Origin of the sequence: Paraflavitalea devenefica, assembly GCF_011759375.1 — a bacterium.
GTDB classification, from domain to species: Bacteria; Bacteroidota; Bacteroidia; order Chitinophagales; family Chitinophagaceae; genus Paraflavitalea; species Paraflavitalea devenefica.
Genome location: NZ_JAARML010000005.1, coordinates 132,310 through 156,082, shown reverse-complemented (window position 1 = coordinate 156,082; position 23,773 = coordinate 132,310). Strand labels below are relative to the sequence as shown.

The window sequence follows — 23,773 nt, the reverse complement described above, 5'->3', positions numbered from 1 at the left end:
AGTAATTAATACATTGTTATAATTATTTTTTTCGCACACCAATCTGCTGCATCACGGTATTGATGGCAGCAAACACCTTGTCTTCCACATTTTTTTTAAAGGGTCCGGGCATCCCATAGTATATCATGTTCTCCACTGCTTCATAACCACCTTCTGCCTGCACTTTTTGGGTGGGTATGTAACAAACCACCTCATTGCAATAACCGGCCACAAATAGCCGCTCTGATGAAAATGCTTTTTTTGCTTTCAGCGAATAATCCACCACGGTTTCACCACTCAGGGCCAGTAGGGTCAATTTGTTGCCGATGCGCACAGCCTGCACAGGATATGGGTGTGTTGACATATCCCAGCCCCTATTGTAGGCCTCCGTGACCAGCCGGGCCCTTCTTTGTTTAAAACGGCTGCTGTCCAGCAGTTCCTTTTCCATCGCTTCCCGGTTAACCGGTTCAAAATCCAGTTTGGTGGTAGTATAGGCGCTGCGCAAAGGTGCGCCCACGGGCTCGGTTTTACCGGCCAGCACCACCTGTACAGCGCCGGCCAGCTCTTTTCCGTATTTTTCTGCCAGTTCCAGCGTTCCTCTTGGGATGGGATTCTGGTCGCCGGCACAACCGGTAAAAAACAAGGCTGTTGCTTCAGGAAACATTTTTTCCAGCTCAATCTGTGCAAAGCCTGCATAATCGCCATTCACGATGTTACTGTTACTGGTAACCGTCGTATTGTGGCAGGCATAACCAAACAGGATGGCTTTTACTTTTCCCTCCGCGTCTTTGGCCGCCAGCACCGGCACATCATGATCAACAGCCCCGGTAGGGTTTACGCCATTCGCAACGCCCTTTGCCGTGAACTGCCGGCGATTGGCAGCAAATCCTGCGGTTCCGTTCCCATAACTCAAGGTCATAGGGACCAGGCTTTGCATGGCCATATCGATCGCCTGCATCAATTTATCCGTCAGATCCATTGTATACCGCGTAAAAACTTGTATGGTAGCCGCATCGTACTCTCCTATGATACTTAGTGCAGGCCATATCATAGGGCCTGAATGGGTATGCGAAGCATTGAAAACAATCTGCGACCGTGCAATACCATATTTCTTTTGCGCCCTGTCGACCACGGTTTCAGTGATAGCAGAAGTTAAACCCAGCACATCCGTGGTGATGATCACGATGCGGCTGGAGGTATTTTCCTCTATTACCAATGCCTTTGCCCACAGGTCATGTACTTTGGTTACCGCCGGTGTTGTACGTACTGCATAGCCGCTCAAATAGAAAGGCAGTTCAGGTGTTATGCTTACCCTGCCTGTTCCAACCTTGATGCCGCCTGCCCAGGATACCTGCTGCAGCAATACAAAAAACAATAGAAGCCTATACTTATTTGCCATTGGCGTGGGTGTTTCTGTCTTTTTTTACCAGCGGATCAGGAATACTGATCAGATCCGTAATTGTTTTTCCGTTCCGGTCAATACGGGCCAGCGCGTAAATAGCGCCAGCAGGCGAAACAGCAATGGAATTTACATACAAGGGCCTGTCGCCATTTTCATAAAACACCGGACCATGATCGCTGTACTTGCCGGAAGGAATATGGTAGGTAACCAGGTGCAGGTTTTCCAATCCCCTTGCAGCTCCTTTGGCAATTTCACTCAATCCGCTAATACGCTTTCCATTGTGATAAACAGGCCCGCCTGTTAAGTAATAAATAGTCTCCTGGTCGGGGCCCAATTGAAAGCCGAGATAACCATAGCTGAACTGATCGAACATGCCGCTTTTTTTGGACAGACCCGACGTGATGCGCTCTACGAGTTCGATCTTCTCTTCGCGTGGATCGAATTTAAACAGGTAACCGGAATTTCCATGCACGCCATACGCCACGGCGTTTTCCGGATGCCAGAAGACTTTTCTCCAGTTATAGCCCATACTGCCCGGTTGCGTAGGATCGTATTTCCCAAAGTAATCTATCCGCAGGTTACATTCCTCCAGTTTACGCAATAAGCGTGACTGCGGCTCATAAGCATAGATATCCCCTTCCGCCGTAGAATAGTACACCGTGCCATCACGCTGATCAATGAACAGCGATCTGCAAAGCGACCTGAAGTCATTACCCGGCGTACCATCCTCCCCTTTACCAGCCGTCCTGCCGAGGTCATTCATTTCACGGGTGTCCACGTTGTAGTGAATAAAGTTGCCGGAAGGCCAGGAAATGCAAAAGATATTTCCCCGTTCTGTATCCATGGTCATGGACACCGCTCCTTCGCCATCCGGGATGATGGCATGATCCTCAAACCGGCCGGTTTGCCGATCGTACGACAAAATATGGCCGCCCTTGTACAAACCATAACCTTTGGGCGCGTGCTGTGGCAAACGGTCCATGCCATCAATTAATTCATAATATCCCACATGCGTGGAGAAAAAAAGCCTGGAGCCTCTTTCATAAAATTCCACATGGCTTTTGCCCTGCGAAATGAGGTTTTGTCCCTGCTCGCCGCAGACCTCCGTCAGGTCACCCAGGAACGAGATGACATTACCAACAGGGGCATAAACATATATCCTGCCGGCCACATCATGTTTTTCAGAGGAAAGCACATAGTATACCCTACCGTCACCGGCTACCGTAATGGCATTATAGGTATCGTGCGCCCATTCAAATCCTGAATCAAAAGTTTTCGCGATCAATGTTTTCTCATATGGCTTAGACGGCTTCAAAACAGCCTGCTCACTTTGCTTACCTGGTTGCATGAACTTCTTAAACTTTTAGTTTCTTAATGTTTGATTTTATCGGCGTTGTTGCTAATGTTCTTTATTACGGCGGCAATTTTTTCCATTTCTTCCTTTGTGCCCAGTAAAACGTTCTGTGGTATCCATACGGCTTCATTGCACAGCAATGCGTTTTCGGGGCATTTGCTTCTCTCCCTGTATTTATTAAAATCGAGCAGGTCTTTTGTATAAAAACCTTTATAGACCCTGGAGTTGAAAGCATCGCGCATAAACTCCTGTGTATGCATTACCTTATAGCCACCGGAGCAAGGCAATCCTTCTGCCGCCAATGCCTTGATAAATGACTGCCGCGCCAATCCTTTGAAAGCTTCCTGGTTATACCGGAACGCATACAGGTGCCAGGCGCCCTGTGTAACTTTATCATTCAGTTTGATGGGCGTAATACCCTTGATGTCTTTCAGCATGGAAGTTAAGTACTGCGCATTGCTATTGCGGGTGGCGGTTTGCGCTTCCAGCCGCTTTAGTTGCGCCAGGCCAATAGCAGCCTGGTATTCGGTCAATCTTACTTTACCGGCTTTCATCGAACTTTCAGCAGCAATGCTGCCGGTAGAAGTAGCATTACCGTAGCCGAGGTTATGGGCCGCATAACATTGATCGATGAGTTTTTCATCATCCGATACAATGGCTCCCCCTTCACCGATCGGCAGGTTCTTGGAGTTTTGAAAACTGAAGCAGCCGGCTTTTCCTATGGTACCTGCTTTTTTGTGATCATACTCTGCCAGGTGCGCCTGGCAGGCATCTTCAATCACCAGCAGGTTGTGCTTTTGTGCAATACGCATGATGTTGTCCATATCGGCAGGCAATCCCAGTATATGCACAGCGAGAATGGCCTTTGTACGTTTGGTGATCAGGCGCTCTATCTTAGTAGCATCTATCTGAAAGGTAAGCGGATCGATGTCTGCAAATACAGGCATGGCATTGTTGGCCAGTATGGCTTGTATGGAGGCAATAAAGGTATAGGGTGTGGTAATCACTTCATCACCGGGTCCTATATCCAGCCTGTTCATGACCGTGATCAGGGCATTGGTGCCGTTTACTACCGTAAGGCATTTTTTTGACCCCAGCATGGCAGCCCATGTTGTTTCAAATTCCGTCACGATCTTATTGCGCGACCATACGCCGCTTCTTACACTGTCGAGGAAGCGCTGCTCATCTTCACCCTGCAGCCACACCGGCCACTTTACCCAATCGGTGGGGTTAAATGTTGGCATGCCACCCAATATAGCCGGTTTGGCAGTTGACGTGTTAAGTGATGTGGCCAGGGAATTGTTGAGCAGGCCCGATGATAACAGCACACCGGCCGTTCCCAATGAACCGTTCCTGATGAATTTGCGTCTTGAGGTATGACTCATTCTTATTTATTTGCGTGATAACTATATAAGCGATACTATAATAAAGGATACTGAACTTTAACGGGACATATTTTGTAAACGGGCGCAGGATAAAAGGTGTTTTTGTATCAATTTCGTTAACGTACACGAATTAACGGAAAAGCTTTCTCCCAGCCAAACTTTTTTATCAAATACTTCATTTCTTAACAAAAGAAATACCCTGATCATTGCGCCACTGCATATATTTTTATATCCGACAGATCGAAGTGCAGCTCAACCACCTGTTGGCTTTTTTTAATGACTGTAACAACCCGGTTCTGTGCCGCCAGTTCAGGGCTTACTACTGTTAAGGACGAAACAGGAATGATGCGGGTATTCACTTCCACCACCAGCCTGTTGTCTTTAGTATCAGCCTCAATGCCGTTCAGGACAGGTACATTGCTTATATCCCTGATCACCGGATGAGGCTTACCCACCAGGGCCGTATTCAGAAAATGGAATACTGTTCTGTCCTTGTGTTTCCTGGCCCTGATGGCCCAATTGCTGTTCCCTGCTGTTTGCACAACCGCCGGTGTACATTTTCGGGTTGTCAACAGGTTGTTTAACACCGGGCCGCTGGTAGCCGTTTTAACCAGTATCAATTGTTTGTATTGACGCGCCAGCAAACCGGTTGAAAACGGCACGTTGCGCCTGTTCCCTTTTTCATCATGTGTACCAAATGGCAATGCCAGCCAGGCTGCACCGCCTTTTGCCAGGTAAGTACATAATGCCTGGTACTGCCTGTCCGACACGCAAGCCATGCTATCGATCACCAGCGGGGTATTTTCGGCCAGCAAGGCATCTGCACTGGCCAGTTCTTCCCACCGTACAAACCGGTAGCCGATGTTATGCTTCACAAATTGTTCCGACCAGGCTTTCACCTTGTCCCAGTGTTCTTTGCCATCCGTTCCTTTCCATCCATTGGCCCTGCAATAGCTATTGTTCGCCAGTCTTACTTCAACAAGGTCCTGCCCTTCGTGACAATCGAGGTTACTGTAGTTGATCTCCCAATTGTTGATGGGTTGTATCAGGTCTTCCACTTCCATGGCGTCAGCCGGATCTTCTTCCAGTCTTTGATGAAAAGTGCTGGCCCAGTTGGCCACTCCCCAAAAACGGGCAAGCGCCCAGCCGAGGTACCCACCTTCCCGGTAAATGGTATAGCTCAGTGCGATGGCCGGCGCATGGCCCCGCTTGCGGGCAATATCCTTTTGCTGTAATGCTTCTGCATCTTTTTCCACCCAGTGCACGCATTTAATATTGGTGCCTACATTCTCCAGCATATAGAAGTCTACCTGCGCGGCAATCCTTTCGAGGTTCAGCGAAACGGCATTGAGCACTACCGGGCCGGTGCTGGAACAACAGGTCATCAACGGTTTCTGACCGATCGTTTCCTTTACCATCTTTACATGATCGGTAATGCTATCGTCTTTCATTTTCAGCCAGTCCCTGAATACAGGATTGTCATAGTTGCCCCATTGCAACATGGGTTTGCTGACATCTCCCCAGAAGGCTTTTTCACCAAAAGGAGGTATTTCATGCCCATAGTCTTTTCTGAACCGCTCCCTGCACCAGGTACAACCGCAGGTAGTCAACCCTGCATAGTTACACATATCATCTACCTGGAAGCCATCGCATCCTACTTCCTGTTGATGCCGCTGTAGGTATTTGCGGTGCATATCCAGGAAGTGGGGATTGTTGTGGCAGAAGGTTTCCAACTGGTATTGTTTGGCATAACCGCGACTGCCATCCCTGATATCCACTTCACACAAGCTCTGGAAAAGATAGCCTTCATACTGTGCATATTTCGCAGCAACAGGATCATGAAATAATAGTGTATGATGCCGCTGCGATTTTTGCAGGGTATGCCATTCGGCATTGCCCCGTGGCCGCTCCACATGGTTGCACGAGTAGTGCTCCATGAACCGGATACCCCGCTGGTGCAGTTCTTCTTTTACCTGGGCATAGTAGCCATGCAACTGGCCAAAGTAATTGGCAAAGTCGAACCGTATATGAAATCCGTAATTGATGGCTGTGTCAATGTTTGCTGCAGCAAACCCTTCGGCGCGCCGTTTAATTTTATCAACGATCTTTTTCTGTGGCCATTGCAGGTCTTCTATCGTACTCCACCAGCTTGCCATTCTCCGGGAAATAAATGGCCCACCCGGTACTACCGGTGTCTGTTTTTCCTGTACCGGGTTATTGCCACCAGGCAATACAAGAGATGATGCGTGGCCATCCGCCATGTATATTCCTATACCGGACAAAGAAACCATTCGAATAAACTGTCGCCTGCTGTTTGCCTGTTTCATTGCTATAAAGGGGGATTAAAAAAAGAGCATTATTTTGAAATTAAGCGATATATTCGTGTACGTTAACGAACAAGAACCAAATCTACCGTTTCAACGCATCAAAAACAAAAAAACCTGATGACCCGTATCAAATCCGCCTGTCAGATGCCTTCGGCAACATGGTCCATTCGCTGTCTGTACCTATTCCTCTTTTTTGCGTGCAGCGCCGTTACCGGTTGTAAAAACAACGCAACTTATCCAGGCCCCCTCCCGCCCGATCAGGCAGTACAAAGTCTTTCCATTGTTCCGGGACTCAAAATAGAATTGTTCGCCGCTGAGCCCCATGTAGCAGATCCTGTTGCCATGGAGTTTGATGAAGATGGGAATTGTTATGTGGTATTAATGTCGGATTATCCCGAACAGCCTGAACCGGGAAAAGAAAGAGGACAGATCCGTGTACTCAGGGATACCGATGGAGACGGGCGGATAGACACTTCCATCGTATTTGCCGACAAGCTATCTGAAGGCACCAGCATTTTGCCCTGGAAAGGCGGCTTACTGGTTACCGCCGCACCGGAGATCCTGTATATGAAAGACACTACCGGCGATTTTGTGGCTGATACCCATGAAGTGCTTTTCAGCGGTTTCTTTAGAGACAATCCCGAAGCACAGATCACCAACCTGCGGTTTGGCGCAGACAACTGGATCTATGCCAACAACAGGGGCCAGGAAGGCAATATTACTTTTAAAGATAACCCGGCGGCGCCACCGCTTTCTGTAAAGGGCGCCGACTTCCGGTTCAGACTCGATCGTCATCTTTTTGAACCGGAAACAGGACCGGGACAGTTTGGTCAGGCATTAGATGATGATGGCAACCGGTTCGTGACGGAAAACTCGATCCATATTCAGCAAACACTGATCCCCTGGCGCTATACCCACCGGCACCCCTATCTTCCTACCGTCAGATCGATCAGGAATATATCCGACCACGACCCCATTATGCACCAGCAATCGGCCACTCCCTACTGGCGGGCAGAACGCACCAAAAGGAGGAATGCCGAATTCCAGGCCAGCAAACTGGCCAGGGTAGAATATGAAAGAGACCATTTTACCGGGGCTTCCGGAGGAACTTATTATAATGGAGATGGGTTGCCTGCCCCATTTTACGGAAATGTTTTTACCGGTGAAGTAGCCGGCAACCTTGTACACCGGGATGTACTAACAAGACCTGCCGATAGTATTTTCTTTACAGCCCGGCGTGCGCCGGGTGAAGAGAAAAGAGAATTTATTTTTTCGACAGATACCTGGTTCCGGCCGGTGAATTTTTGCAGCGCGCCCGACGGCTATTTGTACCTGCTCGATTTTTACAGGCAACACATTGAAACACCTTCGGCCATCCCGGACGACCTGAAAGCCGGTATGGATTTTTATAATGGCAGTGACAAAGGCCGTATTTACCGAATCATGCCGGCAGGCAGCAGGTACAAAAAACCGTCGTTCCAATTAAGCAAAATGAGTGGTGACAGCCTTGTGCCCCTTTTTGCTCATCCCAACCAATGGTATGCCTTGCAGGCACACCGGTTATTGGTAGAAAGACAGGATAAATCGGTTATACCTGCTATAAAGAAAATGTTCCGGCAAGCGGGAGATGCAAGGGCACGGTTGCATGCCCTGTATGTGTTGGAAGCTCTGGATGCCTTGGATATTTCCATCGTGCAGCAAGCGCTTACAGACAGTTCGGCCAATGTGCAGGCGCATGGCCTGGTACTGGCGGAGCATTATCCGGCCTGTGCACCAGTCATGATTGCCCTGATCAAAAAAGGTTCAGCCCAGGTTGTGCTGCAGGCCGTACTGAGCCTGGGGCAGTTCAATAACCAATCCGTAAGAGATGCCTTTGTACAGGCATTGAGCCGTTATGGATATCATAAACCCGTGCAGATGGCTGTGCTAAGCGCTGAGGCAGGTTCCACCTCTTATATGCTGGAGACACTGCTCGCCAACAATATTTCCGACACCACAAAATTTGCAAACACCTTCGTCCAGGATCTTTCTTATTGCATTGGGGCCAGGAATGACCAGGCGCAGGTAAACCATTTTCTTACACTTCTTACCCACCCTCCCCTGCCATTGAACAACCGCCTTGCAGTTGCCATAACCGGCTTTATGAATGGCATAGAAAAATCTACGAACGCCTCGCCTGCATTAATAAAAAGCATCAAAGATCTCAGGACCGGCTTACACAACATAACGAATCAAACTGTAGCGGAACTGAACAAAATATTTACTACTATTCACTAAGTCATGAATACACGCAGACAGTTTATCAAAAGCACGTTGGGCATTGGCAGCCTCGCATTGGGCAGCGCCTTGTTGCTGAGCCGTTGTAAAAGCAAGAAAAAGACCTCCTCTGCATCCTGCAATGATGTAAGTGGCGTTAGCAAGGAAGAACAGGAGAAAAGAAAAAAGCTGGGCTATGTGGCGGTCACCCCTGTGGCAGACAGTAAATGCAGTACGTGTAAATTGTACCTGCCGCCGGCACAGACAGGTGATTGTGGTCATTGCGCCTTGTTTAAAGGACCAGTGGAGGCCGGAGGTTATTGTACTTATTTTGCCCCTTTGTCGGAAGAATGAGCGGCCACCTATTATAATACAAGCAGGGGGCATAAGCCCCCTGCTGTTGTTTGACTGTTGCTACTAATCTCTCCTTATCAGCGATGCGAGTTGATTCTTTGAGGTTCCGGGAGCTCATCTCTTGGATCTATGATCACACCGGCTTCCTTCAGGATATTGATACTGTCTTTCGCAAATAATATTACAGCATTCATATTTCCGGGATCTGTATAATGTAGCTGCATACTGGTACTCCTGTCTTTGGTGAAATAAAAGCTGATATAATAACCAGGAAGGCCTTCTGTAACATAATTACCCACAAAAAACAGGTTACCATAGTTCGGCCTGGCTTTCCAAACCTTGGATTCAATCTGCACCTTTTTAAACAGTTTCGCATCGGCATTCCCGGGAAACGATATATAAATACTGTCGTAATTGTTGCATATCGTAAAAGTATCTGCGGCTCTTGTTGTAATACGCAGCGGCTCGTTCCACGTAGCAATGCCGGCAACTTTACCGTCCTCGCCTGGCTTCCTGGGAATTGTTCCGAAGATCACCCAACGGTAAGCTTCCTGGCCGCTTTCGTTTTGATCAACACAACTTGTCAACAACAGTACGCCTGCTGCGAGTAGCCAGCCTATCCTGATTTTCATAGTTTAAGGTTTGTATAGATTGTCATTGATTACTTCGGGTCCAGCGCTGCTGTTATCCTGGCGGCCAGTTCCTGCAAATGATAACGGGTCATCGTATCTTTTGCAAGTGGCGTAGCGGCCACGATGTCTTTCTTTAACTGGACGAGGTGCGCCCGGCCAATGGAGGAGGCGTCCACATCAAGTGGGTTGGTCTGGAAGGGGCTCATCTCTCCTGCCGGCGCTTTGATGAGTCCCAGTACACTCCTGAGGTAAAACTTTTGCAGGTTACGACGATAAATGTCAATGGATTTGTGCGTATACAATTCACTCCAGATCCCTTTCTGCAGGTCGCTGAGGTATTCCAGTGGTGCATATCCTTTACCGTCGGAAGCTGCATCATCATTACCCAGGTCATTCAGCATCTGTGCAGAAAGCAGGTAGCTGAGTACCTGTGTTTGCATGCCGCGCACCAGGTCTACAGGGTCCTGGTAAGTCCGGGCCATGATGGCCGTATCCAGCATCCAGGTGGGTGTAATGAAGAGTTGCTGTTGCAGGAAACGCACGGCTTCTTTTTGTATGGACTTGGGTACTGCTTCTATCTGCGGACCTTCCTCCTCCCGCATTTTTGGGGTATTGTATTTGCCGCCGATGTTGGTGACCACATGCCCCATGTAGCGCATGAACTGACTTCTAAGCTCCCTGTGTATTGTATAGAGGTCCCTGTAATCTTCATTCGGCTCGTAGGTCCATTGGAGCATATTGGGCATGATCCGTTGCAGGTTCTTAATACCATACAGGCTGGCCTTCATGGCATCATCGCCCAGGTCTTCACTCTGATCACGCGGATCATCGGCCTCTTGTTCTGTACCAAAGTAATATTTCCGATCTTTCAGTTTTTCTATGACCCATTTGCCGAGTACAGGGACTTCCGCTTCGGGTGTTTTGGCATCGGGCAGCACGCGGTATCCCCACTCAATGGCCCATTTGTCGTAATAATTGATCCGTGGGTATAAGTCACTTCCTGTGAGTCCGTCCTCCGGTTGCGCCACATAGTTAAAACGGGCATAATCCATAATAGAGGGAGCAATACCATGCTTACGTACCCATTCCTTGTCACGCAGCTTCTCTACCGGATAGGCGGTGCTGGCGCCGAAGTTGTGCCGTAATCCGATCGTATGCCCTACTTCGTGGGAAGATACAAAACGGATGAGGTCGCCCATCAGTGAATCACTGAAGTGCATCGTGCGGGCGCGGGGATCGTTGGGTGAGCACTGGATGAAATACCAGTTGCGCAATAGCTCCATCACGTTATGGTACCAGTTGATATGGCTTTCCAGTATCTCGCCGGTGCGTGGGTCGCTTACATGCGGACCGCTGGCATTGGCCACTACGGAAGGTTTGTATACGATGGCAGAGTAACGCGCATCTTCAAGGCTCCAGGTGGAATCTTCTTCTTTGGTGGGAGCCAGTCTTGCATAGATCGCATTTTTGAAACCCGCCTGTTCAAAAGCGCCCTGCCAATCGTTCACGCCTGCGATGAGATAGGGTATCCACTTTTTGGGGGTGGCGGGGTCAATATAAAATACAATGGGCTTCTGTGGTTCTACCAGCTCTCCCCTTTTGTATTTTTCCATGTCCTGCGGCTTTGGCTCCAGCCGCCAACGGGCGATCATGGATATGGGTTTTATACCCTGCGGATTGGCATCAAAATCGACATAGCTGTTGCTAAAATAACCTACCCGTTTGTCCCAGTAACGCGGGGTCATGGGCCTGGACGGCAGCAGTACAATAGAGCTGTTCAGCTCCACAGTGGCTACGCCGCCGCCAGTGCCCGACCGCGCATAGGTTTTAACGGACTTAATCTCCAGGTTCAATGGGTATGGCGTTACGCTAACGATGTAAGATTTATCGGCCTGTAAGGCAGCCAGGCCAAATGCGGTTTTGGCAATGGGATTAAAATACAGGATGTCGTTATCACCATTCATGTAATCGGTAAAGTCAATTACTACGCCGGCAGAGTCCTTCGAGTAAGCCTTGATATCGAAGGCGCCTACGATCGGCTGCAGGTTTGAGTTCAGGACGGCTTTGTGCATGGACTGCGTGGAATCTTTGGACCATTCATTGTACGATACACTGCGCAGGAAGATCTTCGTTCCCGGTCCTTTTTCAAACCGCACTACGTGTTCATTGATCTGATCGCCTGCATAGCCGGCCATGCGGGTACGCACATCGGCGCCGCCTTTCGAAAGGCGGTTCACCACCACCATTTCCCGGTTGAATACAGAATCCCTGATCTCCAGGAAGTACCGGTCATTCAGCCCGTATACATTGAAGATCCCATACCTTGCTTTTGCCTTTGCCGTGATCAAGTCGGAGAATTTTTTGATGGGCTCTTTCACGGGCTGAGCAGGCTTGCTCGTGTCTTTTACTTCATTGGTCGTCGCTTTTGCTTCTTCATGGTGCCGGTGTTGCCGGGCTTCGGTGGTACGGAAAGCAACAAGCAATACGAACAGGATACAAATACGTTTGTTTTGTAGCATGATTAGATTGTATGTTTAAAAGAATTACGCTTAGTTCGGGTTCTGCTCCATTTCAGGATTTAGTGCAATCAGGTTAATAGGGATTGGGAATACATACGCATTGCTGTTGGGTTCCAGGGTGAAGGTTTTGCCATCAAAGGTCCTGGTAACCGTTTTGGCAAACTGCGGGTCTTTGTTCAGCCTTCGCTGATCGAGCCAGCGCAGTCCGCGGCCAAAGAACTCCCTTCTTCTTTCTTCCACTACTATGCGGAGTGCATCGGCGGCATCGGTGGCCGTGAGGTCTGCATAATCCGCCGGGCTGAAACGCATTTTACGCAGGTCGTTCACCATTTGCATGGCTTTGTCTTTATCACCGGCACGGGCGAAGCATTCAGCTTTGGTGAGCCATAGATCAGGAACGGTAAGGCCTACGGCCGCCCTGTCGGGTGAGCCTCCTGAATACCTTTCCCTTGGGTAAAAACCCAGCCCGGTGAAAGAAGGGCTCAGCTTGCTGCCTGGCTGTACAAACAGTTTGTAACGGATATCCTTAGTATCCAGCAAAGCCAGTAACGCGGGATTTAATTGCGCCGGGTTAAAGGCATTGCGCTGTACTTTCCGGAGGATAACCTCTTTATCATTAAACTGACTGGGGAAAGTATAAGTAGCGGTGGCTACATAGGGATTGTAATCGGCCAGTGCGCCTTTGATGGTGAGGGCACTGTCGGCGAATGCAGCTGCCTCGTTGAATGCTCTCATATTCAGGTATAGCTTCGATAGTAAAGCATACGCGGCAGCCTTGGTGGGTTTCATATTAGTGGGCTGCGTCAGCGGCAATGCCGGAATGGCCGCCTTCACGTCGGCCAGCATTTGTTCATACACTTTTTTTACCGATGCCCTGGTAAGGTCTACAAACAATTCCGGTGTCAGTAATAAAGGAACACCAGGATCATTAGCCGCTGTTTGTTCATCATACTGCTTCGCATATATACTCATCAGGGTGAAATAGTTCATGGCCCGGTGCACCAGCGCTTCGGCCAATGTTACCTGCTTCAGGCTGAGCGTACCGTTTTTGCTGCGCATGATCCCTTCAATGATCACGTTCATTTGATAGATAGCCCGGTAGGGATAATTCCACTCGTAGTCATCGGATGTGGCTGTATAGAAGGGTTTCGTCCAGGTATAGACCTGTGTCCATATCGGGTTCAGCTTAACAGCGTTCAATACTTCGGGGGCTGTGAAGTCCACATCGTCCGAACTCAGCAGGTTGGGCAGGCCGTATGCCGGCTCCAGGAACTCCCTGTTATTGACCAATGCCACGTAATCGTCGGTATACTCCAGTACCCGGCTGTTCTGTATGGGCGTTTCGTCAATGTATTTACGGCACCCGGTCAGGCTCACAACAAACAGGCAGATGGAAACGAGCTTTATATAAGTATTCATAAAAGTCAGTTTAAGGTGTTAAAAGTTGGTAGCAAGCCGGAAACTATATTTTACAGAAGGCGGCAACTGAAAGCCGGTACCTGCACTATACAGGTATTCCGGATCGAGCCCTTCCTTGTTCTTGGCCCATATCAGTCCCAGTTCACGTGCAACGGCTGAAATGGTCAGGTTCTTCATACCAATTTTGCTGACGATGGCAGTGGGAATGGTGTAGGCCAGTGATACCTGCCTGCACTTGATATAGCTGCGACTTCTCACCAGTTTGTCCGATTCAATGTACCGGTTGATGCTCTGGTAGAAGTTGGCGCCTACACCGTATACCATGCCGGGCATATCCGTAAATGCTTCATCGCCCTTTTTGCGCCAGCGGGTGGCAATATCCTTATTCCGTCCTACAAACCCGTTGTTGCTGAAACCATAGCCATTGGCCGATGGCATGCGGAAAACGCCGCCGAAGTTGAAGGAGATGTAGGCGCTCAACTCAAATCCTTTATAACTAACGGAGTTGTTGAAACCGCCAAACCAGGGAGAAGTAGTACGGCCGGAATAGGTACGTATATCCTGGAACGGATATTCCATGATGGTATAGGTTGTTTTACCGTCCGGGCTTTTGATCAGCGCCTGGCCGGTACTGTCGAGGCCCGCCCAATTATAGGAGAACAGGTAATCAACCGGGTAACCCTCATACAGTGTTTTGGTATCAAAGGAACCTGTAGGTCGCTTAAACCGGGCGTCTTTAACGATGTTGGTATTGTAAGAGAGATTGAGCGTAGTGGTCCATCTCCAGTTTTTGGTGAGCACCGGTACTACTGATACGTTGAGGTCTACCCCTTTCCCATGCAGGTTGGCCGTGTTGAATAAAAAGGTAGAAAAGCCGTAGGTGCCATTGATCGGCATTTGCCAGATGATGTCGGTGCTTAATTTGTAGTAGAGCTCGGCAGAACCATACACCCGGTTTTTGAAGAGCGCATAATCAACACCCAGGTTGATCATCCGTGTTTTTTCCCAGGTGAGGGTTGGGTTGGCGGGCGAGCTGATATTGCCATAGGGCTGACCGGTATAAAAATCTGCCCCCAGCAAATTGATCACGGTTACCGGCGCATATCCCTGCGGCGCATTGCCACTAAAGCCGTAGGTCATTCTTACGCCGAGGTTATTTAACCAGGCCACCCGCTCCAGGAACGCTTCTTTGCTGGCATTCCATTTAAGCCCGGCCGACCATAAGGGAATGGCTCTTTCACGCTTGCCTGCTCCCAGCAGGTTATAATCATCAAAACGGGTGCTGCCGGATATAATGTATTTGCCCAGGAAAGTATAAGATGCATTACCGTAATAAGATAAAGACCTGGTGGTAAATTCCGATATAGCGCTGGTGGTAACCGGTATAGATTGAGTACTGCTATTGATATCCTTATAGGTAGCGCCTACGCTTACTGAGCGGTAAAGATTGATGGATTTATCTACCCCATAACGCGTTTCGGCGGTGCCCTTGTCGTTGGTTTCCCGGATCTCCGTTCCCACCAGTACATTCACCTGGTGTGTATTGTTCCAGTTTTTGTTGATGCCGATCGTTCCGCGCAGGTTATAGCTTTTGCCCTGGGCATTGCTGAGCACCGACCTTCCGCCTTTGGGTAACCCATTCCATACATAAGTGGGATAAAGCCCGGTGGCTTTGTTCACCAACATTCTTGCCGCATAGCTTTCCGGCTCATCGTAGGTTTCTGTCTCCGCGAATGTCCTGCTGACATTGCCGGAGAGATTCAGGTTGAGCCAATTGGTGATGCTGGTATTGATGCCTACGTTCAACGTAACATTATTGCCGTTGGCAATTGAATTGGAATAATTGAGCTCATCAATGGGGTTATAGCTGAAGGGCAGGTATCCACGGCTTTCGAGGTACCTGGCCAGCGTAGGGATCACCAGCACGTCATAATATATGTTCTGGCCGTTCGCATCTTTCAGCATATCATACGGCCTAAGCCCACCGGGGGCGGTATTTAAGGCATTAACAGCGGCCATGTTGAGTTTATCCCGCTTATTACTGTAATTAAGCCCGGTAGTAAGGGTCACTCTTCCGTTCAGCAGGGTGGCTGTATTGCCGGCATTGAGGGAGTATCCCTTGTTTACATTGCTTCTGTATACCGGTTCATCCTGGTAGTAATAACCCGAAAAGTAAAAAGAGCTATTGGGGCCACCGCCCGAAACAGACAGGTTGTACTGTTGCGTGGAAGAAGGCTGCAGCAGGTATTGACGAATTTGTGCACGGTTATCGAGCAGGCCGAGGCTGTCGAGCGATGCCTTCATCTGCGCTTCTGTGATCTCATTCCGTTTATAACGCCAAATGATTGCTTGCGCCTGGCTGTTGTTTTCAGGATAAAAGACGCCGGGATTGCTCCTCGGAAGAGGGTCCGGGAAAATACCTTTGTCAATATGTTCTTTCTCCAGGTCAATGTATTCGGCGGAAGAATTGATAGGGTAATAATCCATCCGCGGCCGTGCACTGGTACCATAGGTAGTGGAAAAGCTGAGGGTAGGTTTGCTGTTACGGATGCCCTTTTTGGTAACTACTACCACCACCCCATTGGCAGCCTGCATACCCCAGATAGAAGCGGCAGCGGCATCTTTCAGGAAAGTGATCTGCTCTATATCATCGGGGTTAAGGAAATCCAGCGCTCCGCCCGAAATGGATTGCTTTGTAACAAATCCATCTACCACCAGCAAAGGGTCCATACTCACCTTTGACTCAGCCGTATAACCAGGAATGGTAGAGAGGCCACGTATCTGGATAGAACCACTACGTGTTTTGCCGGCTACTGTAGCGGTAGAAATATTCACGCCGGCTACCTGTCCCATCAGGCGTTCGAGAATACTGGTAGAGGGTATTTTAACAAGGTCTTTCGCGGTAACAATACCAAAGGAACCGGTAGCCCTTTCCCGCGGAATGGTTTGGTAACCGGTAGATACTACTTCTACATCATTGAGCTTGTTCACCGCCTGCTTCAATGAAAAGTACAGAGAACCTGTTCTGCTTTTAACTACGTGTTGCAGCTCTTCGTATCCTACATAGCTGATGGTGATCACATCATTCAGGTACACCCGTACGCTGAATTTTCCGGCAGCGTCGGTAGTGGTTACTACCTGTTGCCGGCCCTTCACCAATACCGTTGCTCTTGGCAGTGGTTTGCCGGCTGTATCGGTTACTGCACCGGTAATAAGGAATGCGGCCGTATCTTCCAACGGAGCCGGCGCCTGCACTAACACCGTTATACTGGAACGCGGTTTTTCAATGATGAGGATGGTTTTCTGCTCAATGGTATATCGTACCGGCTGATCTTTCAACACGAGGTTGAGGAAATCAACCAGCCTCATATTTTTCGCTTCTACGGATACTGGTCCGGCCTCCTCCAACACCTCGCGTGCATAGGCCACCCTATAGCCGGTTTGCTGCCTGATGGCAGAAAACACCGTTTTCAGGGGAATATTTTTACCGGAGAAGGAAACAGACTGGGCGATCCCTTCGGCCGATACGTTGAGGAAGGTTACAGTAAGCAATAAAAAGGTCAACTTCATTGCCAGCAGTGTTTTGGTTGTTAAGCAGCTTTTAACCAACCTTGTAGAGTTGGCTAAAAAGAGCAGCAGCTCTGAGCGGACAATAAGTGTCCGCGCAAAAGTTTTTTGCATACTTTTGTTTTGGTTTGGTTAATTGAATCAGTCTCGCACGACTTTTTTTATAGATCAAACTGCTGCCGTTCCGCCTCCTACGCGGAACGGCTTTTTTGTTACCTTGCCCGAAAGCGTCTTCCGGACAGGATTGCACCTTATTTCAACGGGATTGGTTTAATTAATTGTCAGTTGGTAATGACCAGTTTTTTGGTTCCTTCCATCCGAACATGCATGCGTGATCCTTTGAGAAAGGCCAGTACTTTTGACAAAGGCACATCCCGTCCCATTTCTCCTACCAATGTGACGGAAGGTACTTTGCCTTCATATACCACTTCTATATCGTACCAGCGGGCAAGCTGCCGCATGACTTCTTTTAAAGACTTATCGTCGAAATTGAATGAACCGTTTTTCCAGGCCATGACAGCTGCTATATCAGGATTGTTAATGACTGATAATTTATCATTCCTTAACTGTGCCTGTTGACCAGGAGAAAGAAGCTGTGAGCTATGAGCTGCGAGCTGCGAGCCGTTTTTCACGTTTGCCGAGACCTTCACTTTGCCTTCCAGCAGCGTTGTTCTGAGCGCTTCTTCGTCGTCATAAGCATTGATATTAAAATGCGTTCCCAGCACTTCAACCCGGCTTCCACTCCTGCCCTTGAAGGGAAGTATGGAAACCCCGAAAGGTTGCCCTGGATTCTTCGCTACTTCAAAGTAGACTTCGCCGGTAATGATCACTTCTCTTGTGCTACCAGTGAAGGCAGTGGGATACTGGATGGAGGAAGCGGCATTCAGCCATACCCTGGTACCATCGGGTAAAGTAACCTGGAACTGTCCTCCACGTGGTGTGGAGAGTGTATTAAAGGTGAGTTGTGAGCTGTGAGTTGTGAGTGCTTTTGCGTCGTATACCAGTTGACCATCCTGTTGCCGTACGGTAGTATTTCCTTGTTGGATCACCTGGTTGCCTGCACTGTCCAACATTACTACCCTGCCATCGGCCAGGGTGAGGGTAGCTTTGTTACCACCTGGCGGTACATCGGTTTCAGGTACCGCTACAATGGTTGTTTGAGCCGTGGGTTGCAGCACCCAATACAGGCCGGCGCCCAACAGGACAATCAGGACTGCTGCGGCAGCCCACCAGCTTTTATTATTGGCTATACGACGCAACAAGGAAGGCGGTGCAGCAGTCACGTCCGCTTGTATAGTAGCGTCCATGACTGCCTGCAGACGGGCGTGCAAACGGGTATGCACACCAGGATACGGGTCCGCCTCATACCGGCCCGATGCCAGTTCCTGTTGCAATAGTTCTTCTATTTGTGGGGCAATGGCCGGATCGTTCAGCCAGATGAGCAGTAATGCCTTATCACCTGTACTGATATTGCCTGTTACATATTCGTCCAGCAAAGCCTGTATTTGTTCATTCGTTGGCATAAATTCCATTCGTTTAGAGCCGGTACCTGTATATAGTCACATTTTTACGGAGACAGGGTGGTCGGAGGTTGAAAAAAGTTTATAAAAAATTAATCCCGCAGGAAGATGAGCAATAGTACTCCCGGAAAAAAGCAGTCGTGGTGAGTTGCCACATGGCTGCGTAAAAAGTTGAGCGCCTTCACAATATGCTCCTTTACGGTATTGCGTGATACCTGTAACTCTGTGGCGATCTCGTCATAACTTTTTCCTTCCAGACGGCTCATCATGAATACCTTTTTCCGTACTGGCGGCAGGGCTTCCATGCCCTGCATCAGTTGGTCATAAGCCTGCCGGTATTCCATTTGTACATCTGGCCGCCAGTTCGTTTCTTCCAGGGGGATGTTGTCAACAGCGATAGTAGTCGCCAGTTTTTGCCGGATGGTATTGAGTAGTTTGTGGCGGGCGATGCTATAGAGGTATCCGGCGAAATTGGTTAGGTCCGGCAGCTTTTGCCGGTTGATCCAGATGGCAATGAAAGTATCCTGGGTGAGTTCTTCGGCCTGGGGGGCTGATTTGCAATAGGCCAGCGCCTGACCATATACTTTTGTCCAATAGACGTCTACGATCTGTTTAAAGGCGGTCTCATTCCCCCCGGCTATTTGTTGCAGTAGCTCCTGCTCATTATGTAAGCCATTGTCTGTCAATCAGCACATATAGTTTTCGGATGAGCATAGGTCAAGGTATAATGGAATGGTGTAGTAATGACAAACAATAGTAAAATTGACACGAAAAACGCGACAGGGCTGAAAAGTAGTAAATATGTGGGAACTGGCAAAAGGATGATGTGTTTTCCTTTTACCGCAGCGTCCCCGTTGGGAGACGCTGCGGGGAATAGTCTATGGAGGAGGTAGTCTATTTCAGTAACCTTACTTCAAAAATATTGGCTGTGGCAGCGTTAGGCTGGGCAGCAAATTTCACCCTAATGCTGGAGGGAGGATTATTCAACAGGCTTTCCGGCAACGCATAGTCTACATCGGTAAAGGCATCGGGGCCTGTGCCTTCCATTTTCACCGTTGAAAGTAATACATCATTTACATAGATATCAAAGCTCCTGTTGCGTTCACGGCCATAATAAGTGACGCGTAACTTTTTTGCCTGCCCGCCTGCATTGCGCAAGTCATAAGAGAACCATCCCTTTGCATTGCGGAAATGGCGCTCCCGGAAATAACCGGTTTCTGTTTGTTCTCCTTTGAAAGCATGGTCCGATTCAGGTTGCTGCTCCCCGGCATATACCACATCAACGGTGATGGTTTCCAGCGCCATCCGGGCCTGTTCCTTTTCCTGCATCGCCTTCTTTACCTGCTCCAGGTTTTCCGGACGGGTGTAGGGAAAGTAGATAACATAACGGCTGTTGTGGACCCTGAAGAAAGGTCGCAGCACCAGTTTTTTGTATTTGGGTTGATAAAAGAGAGCGGGAGCTGTAAAGGATAAAGTGGTTAGATTTTTAGTGTAAGGCAGTAAGGCGCTGGCCATGTTATTGCTCTCGCCTACAATGAGCGGCGCTTCATCCTGTGGCACCAACGGCCCACCGGCAACATGCCCCATCCGGCTGCCATCGGCAAACAGTCCATCCAGGCCGGCAGTATCCGTAGCTGCTGCCAGTACGATAGGGCCACGCACAAAAGACACCCATTGTGAGCTATCCGGCAACCGCTCCACTTCAGTATGCTGCGGCGGGTGGATACTGATTATATCATTTGATTTCCATAGCCGGTTGATAGCGATATAAGAACCGCCATCAGGCCGTATAGCAACCTGTTTTTTGTTGACATAAACGCGCATCGTACCCGGTGTTACCCAGGAAGGATTACGCACATACACCGTAAAACGGGCCGGCTTTGCCAGCGACAACCGGATCTGTGACTTGTCTTCAAACGGGAAAGCCGTTTCCTGCGTGAGCTTCAAGCCCTTTTCTTTCCATTCGAGGGTGGAATGTATGAACAGGTTTATATAGAGATCATTGTTCGTATGCGCATAAATCAGTTCCCCATATTTCCCATGGTTCTCCAGTCCGGAGCCTACACAACACCAAAAGCCTTCCTGCGGCTGTGAATATACCCGGTAATGCTGTGGGCGCATGGGCGTGAAATATACAAACCCTCCTGTGGGACTTTGTGAAGAAAGGATATGATTGTACAGCGTTCGTTCATAATAATCCATGTAGGTATTGGAAGGCCTGGTCAGGAACAGGTGCCTCGTGAGCTTGAGCATGTTGTACGAGTTGCAGGTCTCCGGCCCTTCGCGCGATTCTACCATGGAACTGAAATCACTGGCCGGATGGAAATGCTCCCGCACGCTGTTGCCACCAATGGAAACTGTTCTATGCCGCACAACGGTATTCCAAAAGAAATCAGCCGCCCTGGCCCAAGCCGTATCCTGCGCCACTTCAGCAATCCGCTTGTACCCGATTACTTTGGGAATTTGGGTATTGGCATGCATGCCGGTCAGCATGTCCTTTTGCTGCAACAGTGGATCGAGGATGTGCCGGTCGGAGAAGCGGCGGGCAAGCGCGAGGTATCGCTGATCACCAGTAGCTGCCGCCACATCGGCAAATACTTCATTCAGGCCGCCATGCTCACTGCGCAGCATCTGCTGTATCTGTTCATCGGAAAGGTTGGCTGTCAGCTTCACACACCAGTCGCACAATTTCAACAACAAGGTCTTTGCTTTTTGATTGCCGGCAATGGCCCAGGCATCATATAAGCCTGCATATAGTTTGTGGATATTGTACAAGGGCACCCATTTCTGGTTGAGCGAAAAAGCGCCGGCATCAATTTTACCGGCTGCCACCGCTGCCCACATGGCCTTACCACCAGGAATGCCACCGATGTATCCATCCCCATTGGCCTGCTGGCATTGTTCCAGTTGGTCAATCATATAGTCCAGCCTTTGCTTCACCCGCTCCTCTCCTGTTGAAGCATACATGAGTGATAAAGCAGAAAGGTAATGCCCGCCGATATGACCATCCAGACCGGTATTTTCCCAGTTGCCATAAGAAGCTGCTTTTGCAGGCAGCCCGGCTTCCCGCCGGAAAGGCGCCAGCAAGCGGTCGGGATCGAGGGAAAGCATGTAGCGCTTATCGGTTTGCTGCGCTTCTTTGAAAGGGCCGTCGAGGAGGCGGACTGCGTTCAATGGAAAAGTTTTTAGCGATTGCCGGGCAAAACCTGCGAGACTTATGCTGAGCAAAAGAACAATACTGACTATGATATTTTTCATGAAACAATGATCATTTAAAACCGCAGAGTCCCCGTTGGGAGACTCTGCGGAGAATAAGATAAATCGAAGATAAGCATAAAGCGAGTGGTAAATGGCGAGTGGCGAGTAGGCTTTAAGAGTATCTTGCTAATAATCTGCCCCACTCGCCATTTACCACTAGCCACTTGCCTTACTGCGGATATCCATCATTCTGTTTCAGGTTACCATTCTTATTGAGCTCTGTCCGGGGAATGGGATATAGGCTTCTATAACTGCCATTGGGAGTATGCGATAACCAGGACTTGGTGGTGAATACGCCAAACCTGATTAGGTCCTGCCTTCTTCTCGCTTCCTGGTTGAATTCCCAACCCAGCTCATCAAGGAACCGGCCGTATTGGATATCGCCCCCACCCTCATGGGTAGTATTAAGATGATTACGCAGACCATAATCATATACACTGCCACCCAATAGTTGTGCGCCGGTAACGGTAGCTTTGGCAGGATTGGATTTAAAGTTACGCTTGCGCACATCAGTAACGATAACCGCCGCTTCATCCGCTTTGCCGGTACGCAGCAGGCACTCCGCTTTCATCATCCACACATCGGCATACCGGAATAAAGGCCAGTCATTGCTCAACTGTACGCTGGCTTCCATTTTAATTTCAAATTTGCCGAGGCGGAAACCATGTATCTCATCCGACTTATCAATGCCCGGCAATTGATTGATGAAGGCAAGCGGCTGACCGGAAGTAGCACCCATGGTACTTTTGAGTGCCACACCACTGGCAGCATATTGCTGCCCTTGTATCCAGTTGCTGGTAAGACGGGCATCATCCGGATCAAAGCTGCTGATAGCCTGCGGTATAGCACAGATACCACCCCAGGGCGCCGACTTGAGGTTATAAGTAGCCTGGTTGGCAGGCTGCAGGGTTTGCATGTGGATATCAAATGCATTCCAGTCGGTCACATAGTTCTCATCCAGCGGCAATGCGAAGATGATCTCTTTGGAATTTTCATTATTAGTCTTGAACACCTCGCGCTGGTCTGCTTCCAGCACATAACCGGCGCCGGAATTGATAACCGCATCACATTGCTCTATGCATTTGTCCCAGGCAGACGTGCCGGTATATACAGCCGCATTGAGGTACATTTTTGCCAGCAGTGTATGGGCCGCCCATTTGTTGAAACGGGCATAGGTAGACTGGTCATTTTTATCACTGAGCAAAGGAAGGTTGTCCGTAATCTCTTTCACTATAAAGTCATACACCTGTTTCCTGGTGTTTTGCTGCGGCAGGAATCCCGCGGGCACGTTGAAGTCAGTAACGATGGGCACATTGCCAAACAGATCGCACAACATGTAGTAATAGGAAGCACGCAGCACTTTCAGTTCTGCAATGACGTTCTCCTTTCCCTGCGTAAGCGGGATACCGCCTGATTCCAACTGGTAGATGATCCTGTTGCAATTGGTAACGCCGGCGAAGGTACGGCTCCAGCAATTGTTGATGACATCGTCGTCGGCCGTCCATTTGTGTTCATGAATGCGGCGGAAGATACCACCATCCACCCAGCCATTGGGGCGGGCAGGTGTGACCACCTGATCGGCGGAGTTTTCCTGGGCGCGGTGCACCCCATTCCAGTTGAGCAAGAGGGAACGCCAGTTTACATAAGCGCTTCCCACCAGTGAGTTGAGGTCATCGCCACTGGGATTGAACTGGGAGGCGATGATCTGGTTGTAACTGGTATCTTTCAGTTTGGTACAGGACAGCGTGCAGGTAGCGGCTATAGCGGCAGTAATAATATATCGTTTCATAATTGGCAGCTT

General features: G+C 49.2%; 14 protein-coding genes. 2 read left to right on the top strand and 12 right to left on the bottom strand.

Going from position 1 to position 23,773, the window contains the following annotated elements; all coding sequences use genetic code 11:
- Positions 1-22: 22 nt before the first annotated feature.
- The 4 genes from HB364_RS25495 to HB364_RS25480 all read right to left on the bottom strand — a co-directional run bounded on the left by HB364_RS25495 (position 23) and on the right by HB364_RS25480 (position 6,381).
- On the bottom strand, positions 23-1,378 hold the full coding sequence (locus tag HB364_RS25495; protein WP_167291230.1) for a neutral/alkaline non-lysosomal ceramidase N-terminal domain-containing protein: 1,356 nt from the start codon (positions 1,376-1,378) through the stop codon (positions 23-25).
- Positions 1,368-2,729 (bottom strand): hypothetical protein, encoded by a 1,362-nt coding sequence (locus tag HB364_RS25490; RefSeq protein ID WP_167291229.1) that lies wholly within the window; start codon positions 2,727-2,729, stop codon positions 1,368-1,370. The genes HB364_RS25495 and HB364_RS25490 overlap by 11 nt, the downstream gene beginning before the upstream one ends.
- A gap of 23 nt (positions 2,730-2,752) precedes the next feature.
- Entirely contained in the window at positions 2,753-4,120 is a 1,368-nt protein-coding gene (locus HB364_RS25485) for a DegT/DnrJ/EryC1/StrS family aminotransferase (RefSeq protein ID WP_167291227.1), read from the bottom strand.
- Positions 4,121-4,323: 203 nt separating this feature from the next.
- A complete protein-coding gene (locus HB364_RS25480; protein ID WP_246228617.1) occupies positions 4,324-6,381 on the bottom strand; it encodes a hypothetical protein in 2,058 nt (685 codons plus the stop codon).
- A gap of 183 nt (positions 6,382-6,564) precedes the next feature.
- Here HB364_RS25480 and HB364_RS25475 point away from each other — a divergent pair, with 183 nt between their 5' ends.
- Entirely contained in the window at positions 6,565-8,724 is a 2,160-nt protein-coding gene (locus HB364_RS25475) for a PVC-type heme-binding CxxCH protein (protein WP_167291224.1), read from the top strand.
- 3 nt (positions 8,725-8,727) lie between these two features.
- Entirely contained in the window at positions 8,728-9,057 is a 330-nt protein-coding gene (locus HB364_RS25470) for a high-potential iron-sulfur protein (protein WP_167291222.1), read from the top strand.
- A 77-nt stretch (positions 9,058-9,134) separates the two neighbouring features.
- Here HB364_RS25470 and HB364_RS25465 read toward each other — a convergent pair whose 3' ends face one another.
- The 8 genes from HB364_RS25465 to HB364_RS25430 form a co-directional block, all read right to left on the bottom strand.
- Positions 9,135-9,689, bottom strand: coding sequence for a hypothetical protein (locus tag HB364_RS25465; RefSeq protein WP_167291220.1), 555 nt, complete (start codon positions 9,687-9,689; stop codon positions 9,135-9,137).
- Positions 9,690-9,718: 29 nt separating this feature from the next.
- Complete coding sequence (locus HB364_RS25460) at positions 9,719-12,208, bottom strand: zinc-dependent metalloprotease (protein WP_167291218.1); 2,490 nt, start codon at positions 12,206-12,208, stop codon at positions 9,719-9,721.
- 30 nt (positions 12,209-12,238) lie between these two features.
- A complete protein-coding gene (locus HB364_RS25455; protein ID WP_167291216.1) occupies positions 12,239-13,627 on the bottom strand; it encodes a RagB/SusD family nutrient uptake outer membrane protein in 1,389 nt (462 codons plus the stop codon).
- Positions 13,628-13,645: 18 nt separating this feature from the next.
- Positions 13,646-17,197 (bottom strand): SusC/RagA family TonB-linked outer membrane protein, encoded by a 3,552-nt coding sequence (locus tag HB364_RS25450; RefSeq protein ID WP_167291214.1) that lies wholly within the window; start codon positions 17,195-17,197, stop codon positions 13,646-13,648.
- Positions 17,198-17,475: 278 nt separating this feature from the next.
- The gene (locus HB364_RS25445) at positions 17,476-18,717 is read right to left on the bottom strand and encodes a FecR domain-containing protein (protein ID WP_167291212.1); all 1,242 of its coding nucleotides are present in this window, start codon (positions 18,715-18,717) and stop codon (positions 17,476-17,478) included.
- 89 nt (positions 18,718-18,806) lie between these two features.
- The gene (locus HB364_RS25440; protein ID WP_167291211.1) at positions 18,807-19,400 is read right to left on the bottom strand and encodes an RNA polymerase sigma factor; all 594 of its coding nucleotides are present in this window, start codon (positions 19,398-19,400) and stop codon (positions 18,807-18,809) included.
- 208 nt (positions 19,401-19,608) lie between these two features.
- The gene (locus HB364_RS25435) at positions 19,609-21,888 is read right to left on the bottom strand and encodes a glycoside hydrolase family 127 protein (RefSeq protein ID WP_208420101.1); all 2,280 of its coding nucleotides are present in this window, start codon (positions 21,886-21,888) and stop codon (positions 19,609-19,611) included.
- A gap of 253 nt (positions 21,889-22,141) precedes the next feature.
- The gene (locus tag HB364_RS25430) at positions 22,142-23,761 is read right to left on the bottom strand and encodes a RagB/SusD family nutrient uptake outer membrane protein (protein WP_167291208.1); all 1,620 of its coding nucleotides are present in this window, start codon (positions 23,759-23,761) and stop codon (positions 22,142-22,144) included.
- Between the last annotated feature and the right edge of the window lie 12 nt (positions 23,762-23,773).